Source organism: Streptomyces sp. NPDC001617 (genome assembly GCF_053596855.1).
In genome coordinates this window covers 48,553-60,515 of record NZ_JBSFHA010000046.1, presented here as the reverse complement: position 1 = coordinate 60,515, position 11,963 = coordinate 48,553, and the positions used below count along the sequence as shown (strand labels likewise).

Here is an 11,963-nt window from a genome sequence, read left to right as displayed (position 1 = left end):
CTGAGAGTGCTGCTGGGCCTCTTTGGCCAGCGAGTTCGCGGGCCGCTGCGCCCGCACGCTCACTGAGACCTTTACATTACGACCGCCCGACAATAAGCCGGGAGTCGACGCGTGGACAAGGGTCTGACCAGATTTGAAATTATGACCGTACTCACACGCGCGGGAGCAGATTCACCACGGCGCTCACGCCCGGTGCAACGACCGTTCCGCTACTGCGAGGCGACTGGCCCGGGTGGCATCGCATCCCTGCCTGTGGCACACCGGCCAGCGGGCGAACACCCGCATGTCGGCCAGCGGTTCCGGCACCTGTTCTGGATCAGCCTGAGGGTCGGCACCACCAGAGTCAGCAACATCGACACGATCGCGGCGGCGAGGCCCAGCGCCAGGACGATGACCTTCTCGTTCCCGTGCCGCCCGCCGGGGGCGGAGTCGTGGCCGGGGGCTCTGCCCGATACCGTCGCTCATGGGTTAGGGGTCCTTCGGATTGCGCGAGGGACGGCGGGTACGGCGTTTACCCGGAAGACTCGGCAGCGTACGGAACACGGCTCGCTGCATTCGGCAGGAGCGACTTGATGCGTACGTGCGGTGGTATGGCGGTCAGCCGAGGTCGCAGTCGGGAGCGCTGCCCTGCGCGAGCCGGGAATGACGCTGCCGAACTGTTCGACGCCAGCAGCGGACTCCACCGCCCACATCGGCCAAGCGCCGCCTCCCGCAGCCCGGCAGCGGCACCGGATCCGGCGTCGCCGACCCGCCCGGACCTGCTCGTCCGGTTCGACTGCGGGCTGGAGCGGCCAGTCCGCGAGAAAGAGGCTTCGCGAAGATGCCGCCGGTTGATCACTTGGAAAAAGACGGAGGCGCCGTTCTCGGCAGCGAGGGGCAACCGAGCTCGTCCATGATCAAGACCTCGGGTCCGGCGAAGAACCGCATGCGGGTCCTCCAGCAGCCCGGCGGCAGTGGACGTGCCACCCGGTGGCGTCGGCCGAGTCCCAGCTGGAGAAAACCTGCCGGCATCGGGCCGCGCCCCCGAAAGCCACAGCCTGGAGGTGGGAATGTGGTGCGTCAGACGCGCTGCCAGGCGTCCAGCAGGGCGAGGGCGTTGTTTATCCCCTGGTCGAGGAGCTCATTGGCGAGTCGACTGTCGGTCAGGGCGCGGGAGAGCTGCAGCGTCCCGGCCATCATGCCGAGGAGGCTGAGCGCCTTCACGCGTGCGGAGGACAGGTCCTCGGGCGCCATGCGTTCAGCAATGCCCTCGACGAGGATCAGCACACCGTCGGTGTACGCCTGCCTGGTCGTCTCGGTGCAGCGCCCGATCTCGTCGAGCAGGGCGGCGTTGGGGCAGCCATCGCCGAGCTTTGAACGGTGCTGGGGCGACAGGTATCCGCGCATAATCTGCTCAAGTCCGGCACGGCCGGGCTCGGCCAGCGCGACGACACTCTCGGCCTGCACCTTCAACTGGTCGGCGATTGCCGTGGTGACGAGGTCATCCTTGGATGCGAAGTGAGCATAGAAGGCCCCATTGGTCAGCCCCGCGTCCTTCATGAGCGTCGAGACGCCGGAGCCGTCGATACCGTCTTGCTTGAACCGGCGGCCCGCCGTCTCGATGATCCGCCGCCTGGTCTCCGACTTGTGCTCTTTTCCGTACCGCACCACGCCACACGCTCCCGCGCCGGCCGGAAGGACCGGTTGCCCTTCACCGACTCAGCCATTCTATGGCATTGCAAACGTAATCCAAAGAGTCGGCAGGGGCGACGGTCGACCGCCTCGTCGCCAGTGCCCTCTGCGGCAAGGACGACGGGCGAGCGTCGGGCTTTCATGAGTGAGAGAGACCGCGCCGGCACTGATCAACCAGGACGCGGTCGATCTGCTCCTGCCCGCCGAGATCCGGCGCGTGCGCGTCTGAGGCGCGGACATGTACACCCCCGCGCTTCCTGGACCACTCCCCCGCCCACAACGTGTTGACCGGGGCGGCACGGAGGCTGACCGTGCCGGGCTTCCCAGACGCCAGACATGCGCGGTCGCCATGCCGTCCTTGCGGTCTCCGGAATCGTTGATCACGATGACGCTGCCCTCGTGCGGAGCCGTCGTCGGCTCCGCACATAGCAGCTCAAGCCGCCGGTCGTTGACCAGCTCAGCCTCCCAGGGCGACTCGGACAGGAAGAACTACAGCGGCTGCACCCGCGCATCCGTGCACCCGCCGCCGACTCCACCCCTGCGCGTCAGGTGATCGTCTTGTTCCGCTCCTGTGGCGCCGGCAGTCCAGTCAGGTACTCGCGAGACCCTCGTGGCTGGGCCAGGCTGAAGGAGAGGTCGTTGAACCGGGCCGCGCAATCTCCAACGACCCCGGCGCAGGCGGACATTGACGGCGAGCGGTCATCTTCAGCCCCCAGCAGAGCAGTTGACTCCGACCACCGACCTACGACCAACCCGACCTGCCGTCAACCCACACCACCACCGGAATCAATGAACCACCGTCACAAAGCGTTAACCGAAGTAGTCGGCCGACTCAGCCCAGGCTCCGGCCGGGCCGAGGCCCCAGGTCCGCACCTGTCCGGAGACAAACTTGACGCACGTCAGAGGTGGGTGGGACATCGTCGAGCCTCCTCTATGCCTTCCCAGCCCCCTCCACAGTCAGCACGATCTTGCCAGTGGTGCGGCCGGTCTCACCCAGGGCGTGGGCCTTTGCGGCCTCGGCGAGCGGGAAGGTGGCCTCGATGTGGGCGCGCAGGGCGCCGGTCTCGACGAGGTCCGCGATGGCCTGCATGCCGGCGCGGTCGGCCTCGACGAGGAGGGACTCGAAGCGGATGCCCCGCGCGGCGATGTCCGCCAGCTCGGCGGCGTCGATGGGGAACGGAAGGATCGAGACGAGGGTGCCGCCCGGGCGCAGCACGGCGAGAGAGCGGGCGCGGGCGGCCGTGTCCCGTGAGATCGGGTCGAGGACGACGTCGATGTCCTTGACGGCCTCGGTGAAGTCCACCGCTTGGTAGTCGATGGCCTCGTCCACTCCCAGGGACCGCAGGAAGTCGTGCTTGGCGGCGCTGGCGGTGCCGATGACGTAGGCGCCGCGGGACTTGGCGATCTGGACGGCGAGATGACCGACGCCGCCGGCGGCCGCGTGAACGAGGACGCGCTGCCCGGGCTGGATGTCGGCGGTGTCGACGAGTGCCTGGTAGGCGGTCAGGGCGGCGAGCGGGAGCGCGCCGGCCTGGACGTGGCCGATACCGGTGGGCTTGTGGACGAAGGCGCGGGCGGGGCCGGTCACGTATTCGGCGTGGGAGCCGACGCCGTGCGGGTAGGGCAGCATGCCGAAAACCTCGTCGCCCGGCTTGAACAGGGTGACGCCGATGCCGACGGCCTCGACGACTCCCGAGACGTCCCAGCCCAGGATGAGGGGCAGCCCGTTGGCGGTCATGGGCTGGGCCCGGTTCCACCAGTCGGTCGGGTTGACGCCGGCCGCGCGGACGGCGATCAGGATCTCACTCAACCCCGGTTCGGGCCGGGGCAGTTCGACTTCCTTGAGCACCTCGGGGGAACCGTGGGTGTCCTGGCGGATGGCGCGCATGGGGGTGGTATTGGAATTCGTCATGCGTCCAGCGTCGCTGCCTGGCACCCCTCGGCGCCATGGCATGAATGCCAACTTTCGACGGGATCGCGCCACGCCGCCAGGATGGAGGCAGGAGATCTACGAGTCACCGCCTGACGAGGCGACGGCGCCTGAGGTGTGCTGCTCAGCGCCCAACAGGACCTTCGCCGCTCACCGCGGTCACGCCCATCTGGTCATGGTCGGTGACTCCCCCTGCTCCTGCCGGGTTGCCAGGCACTGGTGACCGCGAGGCAGGCGGAGTGTCGATCCGCCGTGACTCAGCTCTACAACGCCTGTGGTGCGGCCCGCTCCCGGCCGCAGCTGGACCTGTCGTCCGGCAAGCCCTGCTCATGCGAACTCGCCTCGCGCGACGACACGCCGTTCGAGTGCCGCGCTGGTCCCCGCGCGCCCCCATCCACAACGGTGTCGGCGTGAGAAACGGCAGGGAGGAGTCAGTCCGGGTTACGAGGTGATCCGTGGAAGAGCGTTGAACACGTGGTCTTGCCAGAGGTGGCGCGAGGCTTCCTCTGGGTAGATGGTGCATCGGCTCCGTGTGTCGAGGATGGGCGTCGGGCGGTGCTCTGTCGTAGGCGGGCCGCCCCGGACGTCGGTACTGGGCTACGACGATAACCGTGGTGCCACTTCTGACCTGATGTAGGCCCAGCAGGCATCTGTCGCTGGTGCCCAAGGAGGTGCCGCCGCCACCGGCCGGGGCATCACCGCATCGTGGGGCGGGCGCCTCCGGGCGTGCATGACGACGAGCTCTACCCAGCGCTGGGCGTCAGTGGGCCGCCCGGTCCATCCCCGAAAGCAGCCGGTCAGCCCATCAGATGTAGCCCGTCTCCGAAGTCGATGCGCGCGAGGTCGGCGCGCGAGAGGATACCGAGCTTGGGGAACACGTTGGCCAGGTGATGACCCACCGTGCGGGGACTGATCAGCAGCTGTGCCCCGATCTCCCGGTTGGTGAGCCCCTGCGCGGCCAGCCGTGCGACTCTCAACTCCTGCGGCGTGAGGATGGCTGCGGTGTCCCGGGCCGGTGCGGAGTCGCGGCGCGGTTGCTGCCCGGTCAGCTCCTGTTCGGCCCGGGTGCGGGCGAGCAGGGGCGCCGCGTCCAGTCGCCGGAAGATCTCCGCGGCTTCGGCGAGCTGTGTCCGGGCGTCGGTACGGCGGCGGGCCCGCCGCAGCCACTCGCCGTACAGCAGGCGCGTGCGGGCGTAGTTGAAGGGCCGCGACTGGGCTCCGGGAACATCCAGCGCAAGCCGGAACTGCTTCTCCGTATCCGCCCCCGACGCCAGCAGGGCATGGACCAGGTGCGTCGCGGAGATCGCCCACGCTGCGTTGGTCCGTTCGGCCCACCGCCGCAGCAGCCGCGCCTGGTCCTCGGCCATCGCCCGCTGCCCTGCCTGGAGGGCGGCCTCGGCGGTGTCCGCCGCGGCGAGTACGGCAATGGTGGGGTGCGCAGAGTGGTGCCCGTGCTCTGTCAGCCGGACCAGGCGGTCCAGCGCCTCTTCGGCCCGGCCGGCGAAGAGCGCCGTCATGCCGAGGTTCCACTCCGCGCCGGCGCTGAAGACGAGCACCCCACGCGGCACCCATTCCTCGATGAACCGGGCGGCGAAGTCCGCGACGGTCAGCTCATCGCCTCGCGCGGCTGCCAGCCATCCGAGACCAGCGCGGCACTGCGCCGCCAAGTGGTCGTCGCCGGTCCCCTCGGCCACTTGGAGCCCCTCAAGGGCGTTCGCCGTGGCCGAGGTCCAGGAGCCCTGCGCGATGTCGGGCGCCACGGTCTGGGCCAGCGCCTGGGTGAGGGCGGTGACCTGGTCGGTGTGCCGCAGCGTGTCGATTTCGCGGCGGAGCGCCTCCTGCAGGGCGGACTCGATGCCCCAGGCCACCGCCAGCGGTGCTGGTGGCATCAGGAGCCAGGAGCTGCCGCTGAGCCGGGTGAGGATGTCAGCGACGGGGGCCACGGCCTGGTAGCGGTCATCGGCACCGTCCGGTTCCTGCGTCCACCATTGGCGCAGCAGCGGCAGCAGATCGGCGTTCGGGAAGTTCCCTTGCGGGAGCCGCCGCTCGAGCCGCTGGAGCGCCTCGCGCTGAAGTGCGCCCCGGCCGGCCGCCCAAGCGGCCCGCAGCGCCATGCTGCCGAGCCTGAACGCCTGCCCGGGATCGGCCACGCGTTCCATGTCTCGGGTCAGTTGACGGCAGGCGGTTTCCAGATCGCCGTTCGCGAACTCGATCAGTCCGCGCAACCCTTGGCTGAGATCGGCGACCGCGGATGCGGAGGAGGCTTCTTCGGTCTGGTCCAGCATTCTCCGCGCCACGTCGACGTGGCCGGCCTCCCAGGCCGCCCTAGCTCCGTGAGCCAGTCGCCTGGCCGCGTCGTCCTTGGAGGGGGACAGCTTCGCCGCCCGCCGCAGTGCACGTGCCGCCGTGGCACAGCCACCGCGCGCCCAGGACCGCTGGGCCGACTCCTCCAGCAGCCGGGCCACCTCCTCGTCGGGTCGGCCCGCGGCTTCCGCGGCCGCGGCGAGGTGCCAGGGGCGCAGCTCCTCGGCGTTCTCACTGGTCAGCACGGAGGCGAGCGCGCGATGAACGGCCTGGCGGTTCGCGGGCGGCGCCTCCTCGTAGACCACGGCCCCCATCAATGGGTGGCGGAAGCGGACGCGACCGTCCGAGCGCGTGGCGAGCAGACCCGAGTGCATCGCCTCGTCCCACGCCCCCACGTCGAGGCCGAGCACAAGTCCGGCCTGGCTCATGGTGTTTCGATCGCTACGGTCGTCGGCGGCGGCAAGAAGGAGCGCGGTGCGGGCAGACGCGGACATCCTCTCCATCCGGGCGCGGAAGGCACTGCGCAGACGTGGCCCGACGGCGATCCGCTCATCGGCAAGAGGGTGCGTCGAGATGTCGCCGGCCGCCACGGACGTGGTCAGCTCCTGGAGCGCGAGGGGATTTCCGGCCGCCGCACGGACCGTGCGGCGGATGACTGATTCGTCCGCGCGCGGAGCAACGGCACGGGCGAGGAGCCTGGCGTCCTCGTCGCCCAGCTCCCCGACCTCCAGGGCCGCCAGTTTCTCCCAGGGGCCGTCGACGGGGTCGTCGTGTCCGGTGAGGAGCATGACCACGGGCTCGTTGCGCAGTCGGCGCCCGGCGAAGGCCAGGCACTGTGCGGACGGCTCGTCGAGCCATTGGGCGTCGTCGGCGACGATGAGCACCGGCCGTTCCTTGGCCAACTCGCCGACGAGCGTCAGTACGGCCACGCCGATCAGAAACCGGTCCGATACGTCGTCACTGGTACCGAGCGCCCCGTTCAGGGCCTTGACCTGCGGCGGCGGGAGCGTGCTGATCCGCTCCGTCACCGGCCACAGCAGTTCGTGCAGCGCGGCGAAGGCCAGCTCCGACTCAAGACGAGTACCGAGGCACCTCAGGATGGTGAAGTCCGCGGCGGCCGACTCGGCCACGTATTCGAGCAGGGCTGTCTTGCCGATGCCGGGGTCACCCCACAACATCATGGTCGCTCCGCGTCCCTGACGAGCGCCGTCAAGGATCCGGTCGAGGGCCGCCTGCTCCTGGCGCCGTCCGTACAGGTCCATTTGCTTGAAGCTTAATGGGCTGCGACCGCCCGGAACCACTGCCGACAACCCGACTTCAACGACACCAGACCGAATCTTGACGGACCCGGTGACGGACACGGTGACGGATCCGGTTTCCCCTTTTTCCTCGTAGCGTCGGGCGCGATCAGTGCACGCGCGCCCGACCGCAGGGGGAAGACATGGTGACGGCGATCCGGGTCGGGAGCGTCGGCAGGACAGCGGCTCAGCTCGTCGTGACGCAACACCGCGATCGCCGCGGCGGCCACGGAACCGAAACCGAGGCCGCGCTACACCGCCGCCCCAACCGCCGACCGCGTCAGCACGCTATGTCGCGTCGCCCTGCCCGGCCCTGGGCAATCAGCGCTGCGCACCCAGCCGGCCGCGACTGACCCGCTCGTCCGTCAAACCGATCGAGGCCTCGAAGCGCAGCAAGGAAAAGCCCGACATGACCACGGGTGTGCCAGACCTGGTTGTGGGCGTCGCCTCTGCCAGTTCAGGACGCCCCGACGAACACGCCCCCCTGGCAAACCGCCAGGATCACCACTCGGAGCGAACGATGACGCAACCCAGCACGATCAGCGTGGAGCGGCTGGCACCAGGGATCCGCAAGATCACCTTCTCGAATCCACCGGTGAACCTCATCGTCGGGGAGACCGTGTCCCGACTGGTCGAGGTGGTCACGGAGCTGAGCGAGGACCCGCAGGTTCACGTTGTCGTCTTCACCAGCAGTACACCCGGCTACTTCTTCAACCACTTCGATCTCGGCCGGGTCGCCGACTTCATGCCGTCCGATCCGGAGGCGACGCCGGAGTGGATCGATCTCGTCGTACGGCTGTCCACGGCTCCGTTCATCAGCATCGCGTCCATCCGCGGACGGACCAGGGGCGGCGGAGACGAACTGGCCCTGGCCTGCGATCTGCGCTACGCCAGCCGCGAGCACGCGCTGTTCGGCCAGCCCGAGGTCGGCGGCGGAATTCTTCCCGGCGGCGGGGGCACAGAACACCTGCCCCGACTCATCGGACGGGATCGGGCACTCGAAGCCATCCTCAGCAGCGATGACTACGACGCCGACGCGGCTGAACGCTACGGATGGGTGACCCGCACCGTCGCCGACACCGAGCTGGACGGCTTCGTGGACGGTATGGCAACCCGGCTGGCGTCCTTCGACAAGGCGGCGCTGGCAACCGCCAAGGCTCAGGTCAACCGGGCCACGCTCCCGCCCGATGCCGACCTGCGAGCGGCCTACACGCAATTCCTGACCTCCCTGACCTGGCCAGGCCCCCAGGCATTCCAGCCCCAGTTCGAGAAGCTCGCCGCCGAAAAGGGTCCTGAGGAGCTGGAACTCCGCTTGGGCCACTACCTCGGCATCGCACGTCAGGAGAGCCGGTGAACACCTACTGCGAAGACCCGTTCGCGACCAGCGGATGACGCTTCCGGGATCACCTCCAGCACCACGATCGCAACGGCCTCCACCGGTTCGACACCGGCCGGCGACCGGGCCCACGCTCGTCGACTGAGCTCGGTCGGCCTGCCGCTCCGTGTGTCCAAGTCCGAAGTGCTGCGTGAGGACGGCACCGAGGCCGCCGTCGACGAGTGCAGCGGGTGATGCGACGACTGGCGGTGGCGGTCTCGGTCACCTGCTCGTCATCCGCCCATGGTCTTTCCCGTACCGCCCCCTTCGTTTCCAGATCCTTTCCTGGATCGCCGGACGTGAACGCTTGCCATCGGTCGACGATCCCCGTATGGTCGTACGAACGTAAGACATACGAGCGTAATTCAAATTAGGGAGTTCGTGATGGCGGCAACTCGGCCGGTGGCGCTCGTGACAGGTGCTTCATCGGGGATCGGCAAGGAGACGGCTCGCGCCTTCGTCGCGGCGGGCTTCGATGTGGTCGGAACCGGTCGCAAGACCTCCGGGCTCACCCCGCCCGCCGGGGTGACGTACCTCGATCTCGACGTGGGCAGTGACGACTCGGCCACCGCCTTGGTCGCGGAGGTGATCGAACGGTTCGGGCGTATCGACGTCCTGGTCAACAACGCGGGCATCGGTGCGGCGGGTGCCGTCGAGGAGAACTCCGTCGCCCAGGCCCAGAGCGTCCTGAACATCAACGTCTTCGGTGTCATGCGTATGACGAAGGCCGTACTGCCGCACATGCGCGCCCGGGGCGGCGGACGCGTCATCAACATCTCGTCCGTTCTGGGGGTCGCCCCCCAGCCCTTCATGGCCCTTTACGTTGCGTCGAAGCATGCCCTCGAGGGCTACTCCGAGTCCCTGGACCACGAGGTCCGCGAACACGGCATCCGCATTCTCCTCGTGCAGCCCGCCTACACCAAGACCAGCTTCGACACCAACGCCGCGCAGCCCGACACCCCGCTGCCCCTGTACGCGGAGCGACGCCGGATCTTCGACGAGGTGATCGCGGAGGCGATGAGCGCCGGCGACGACCCAGCCGTCGTCGCCAGGACGATCGTCACCGCGGCCACCGACAAGAAGCCGAAGCTGCGCTATACCGCCGGCCCGCTGGCCGCACGCGTCACCAAGGCGCGCCGCCTCGTCCCCGTCGGAGTGTTCGACAAGCAGATCCGCAAGAACAACCGCCTGCCCGGCTGACACCCCGGTTCAATCCCGGTCTGGCCCCAAGAGTGTTGATTCCGGCTGAATGCCTGCGATGTACCCAATATCGCCGGCATCCCTGATGTTCCTCAAAGTCCATTGATCAGTCCCTCGTTGATTTGCCAAGGAGAGTCATGCAGCAGCAAAGCCAGCAAACGGCCCCGCGCAGTACATCGATCACACGGCGTTTTCTGAATAAGAAGAAGGTCGGCATCGCGCTGGCGGTCACCGCGACAGCGGCCGTCCTGGCCTCGGCGCCGTCCGCGTCCGCGTGGACGGGAGGCTCCTACGGCGGGTCCGTGGTCACCGACGTACGGACCGCCGCAGCGTTCGACTTCGCGGCCGGCGAGATCCCCGAGAACATCACCGCCAACCCCGACGGCTCGGTGACCTTGTCCATGCTCGGCAGCTGCGCGGTGTGCCAGCGCACCCACGGACCGGAGCTGATGCGTATAGACGCGTCCGGACAGCGCACGGTGCTCGCCACCGGGCAGGTGGGTGAGGCGATCAGCGGCAACGCCCGCGGCAGTGACGGCACCGTCTACTACGCGCTGTGGGCCCCGGGCAACGCCGACCGCAACGGCGTGTACAAGCTGCTTGCCGACGGCACCCCGCAGCGTGTCGCCGCTCTGCCCGCCGACTCGGGCCCCAACGGGCTGGCCGTCGACCCGACGGGACGCACCCTCTACATCGCGGACAGCCTGAAGGGCGTCATCTGGTCCGTTCCGGTGTCGGGCGGATCGGTGACCCCGTGGCTGACCGACGCCGCTCTCGCGCCGGTACCGACCGAAGCCCTGCCGATCGGTGCCAACGGGCTCCGGTTCCACAACGGCGCCCTGTGGATCAGCAACTTCAACAAGGGAACCCTGCTGCGGGTACCGGTCACCGGCACCGGCACGGCCGGCCCCGTCCACCAGATCGCGGGCGGCCTGCCCAACATCGACGATCTCAGCTTCCTGACCCCCTTCTCCGATGTGGTGTTCGCGGCGCAGAACGGCTCGTCCTCGAACAACGGCCCGGACAGGGTCGTGGTCATCTATCCCAACGGCACCTACAAGCCCGTCCTGACCAGCGCGGACGGTCTTGCCTCGCCCTCGGCGACCGCGGTTCGCGGCGACCGGCTGTACGTCACCGACGGCGGGGTCCCCGAGCCCCACGACCCGAAGCTGCAGACCGCCAGGATCAACTTCCCCGCTCTCCTTGCAGGCGCGACACACTGACCCGACCAGGCCGGCAGCCGGGGCACCCGCCCCGGCTGCGACGGAGGAACGCATCGTGCGGTACACGAAGGAACACAAACAGCAGACGCGGCAGCGGATCATCACGACGGCAGGCCGCCGGCTCAAGCTGGACGGCATCGACGGCTCCGGAGTCGCGACCCTCATGAAGGACGCGGGCCTGACCAACGGCACCTTCTACGCCTACTTCACGTCCAAGGACGACCTCGTCACCACCGCCGTAGCCGACCAACTGCGCGCACAGCACGCGAACATCGTCGCGCAGGCGGCACCAGGCCGCGCCGGACTCGAACAGATCATCCGCTGGTACTTCTCCACCGAACAGCGCGACACCATCGAGGACGGCTGCCCCAACGCCGCCCTCCTCGACGAGATCGCACGCTCCACAGACGCGACCCGGCAGGCGTACACCGATGGCGCGCTGACCCTCATCGACGGCTTCGCCGCCCGCCTGGCACCCCACGACCCGCCATCAGCGCGTCTGAAGGCACTCAGCCTCCTCGGCATGATGGCCGGGACGCTACAACTCTCCCGCGCCCTGACCGACCGGCAACTCGCCGACCAACTCCTCGAACAGGGCATCCACAACGCCCTCGCCCTGCTGGACGCCTAGCAGGACGACTGATCGCCGCAGTCGGCGATGATCCCGGCCCGACGTGATACCGGTGAAAATCACCCCCGTCGGATCTGACCACGCCGATGCGCCGGCCGGCCACGGCGATCTTCCCTTCCCCGCCCGGTGCGCTCAGGCATGCCATGTTCGTCCCGCCAATTTCAAGGCCGCGGCTCCCCTCCCCTCACCCACAGGGGAGCCGGGCCTGTTCAAGCCCTGCCAATGCAATGACCTGCCCTGACCGGCGCAGTACACGGTTGCTACCGCACATCGCCGACGGCGGCGGATCAGCACACTCCCGGCAGTACCGCCAGCCCACCCGCCTCCAGAG

General features: G+C 68.8%; 7 protein-coding genes and 1 pseudogene. 4 read left to right on the top strand and 4 right to left on the bottom strand.

What is annotated here, in order from left to right; genetic code table 11:
* Positions 1-1,059: 1,059 nt before the first annotated feature.
* The 4 genes and pseudogenes from ACWC09_RS30215 to ACWC09_RS30200 all read right to left on the bottom strand — a co-directional run bounded on the left by ACWC09_RS30215 (position 1,060) and on the right by ACWC09_RS30200 (position 7,167).
* A complete protein-coding gene (locus tag ACWC09_RS30215) occupies positions 1,060-1,650 on the bottom strand; it encodes a TetR/AcrR family transcriptional regulator (protein ID WP_450854083.1) in 591 nt (196 codons plus the stop codon).
* 348 nt (positions 1,651-1,998) lie between these two features.
* A pseudogene (locus ACWC09_RS30210) lies at positions 1,999-2,374 on the bottom strand (IS701 family transposase); the annotation flags it as partial.
* Positions 2,375-2,602: 228 nt separating this feature from the next.
* Positions 2,603-3,559, bottom strand: a complete 957-nt coding sequence (locus tag ACWC09_RS30205; RefSeq protein ID WP_152770334.1) for an NADP-dependent oxidoreductase — start codon at positions 3,557-3,559, stop codon at positions 2,603-2,605.
* An 839-nt stretch (positions 3,560-4,398) separates the two neighbouring features.
* Positions 4,399-7,167: a helix-turn-helix transcriptional regulator gene (locus tag ACWC09_RS30200; protein ID WP_152770322.1), complete on the bottom strand. Its 2,769-nt coding sequence runs from the start codon at positions 7,165-7,167 to the stop codon at positions 4,399-4,401.
* A 556-nt stretch (positions 7,168-7,723) separates the two neighbouring features.
* Between ACWC09_RS30200 and ACWC09_RS30195 the strand changes: the two genes are divergently transcribed.
* From ACWC09_RS30195 to ACWC09_RS30180, 4 genes are all read left to right on the top strand, one after another.
* Complete coding sequence (locus ACWC09_RS30195) at positions 7,724-8,557, top strand: enoyl-CoA hydratase/isomerase family protein (protein ID WP_450854082.1); 834 nt, start codon at positions 7,724-7,726, stop codon at positions 8,555-8,557.
* 405 nt (positions 8,558-8,962) lie between these two features.
* Complete coding sequence (locus tag ACWC09_RS30190) at positions 8,963-9,778, top strand: oxidoreductase (protein ID WP_152770320.1); 816 nt, start codon at positions 8,963-8,965, stop codon at positions 9,776-9,778.
* Positions 9,779-9,915: 137 nt separating this feature from the next.
* Positions 9,916-11,001, top strand: a complete 1,086-nt coding sequence (locus ACWC09_RS30185; protein WP_228033945.1) for an SMP-30/gluconolactonase/LRE family protein — start codon at positions 9,916-9,918, stop codon at positions 10,999-11,001.
* A 52-nt stretch (positions 11,002-11,053) separates the two neighbouring features.
* Complete coding sequence (locus ACWC09_RS30180) at positions 11,054-11,632, top strand: TetR/AcrR family transcriptional regulator (protein ID WP_322723880.1); 579 nt, start codon at positions 11,054-11,056, stop codon at positions 11,630-11,632.
* The last annotated feature ends 331 nt before the right edge of the window (positions 11,633-11,963 follow it).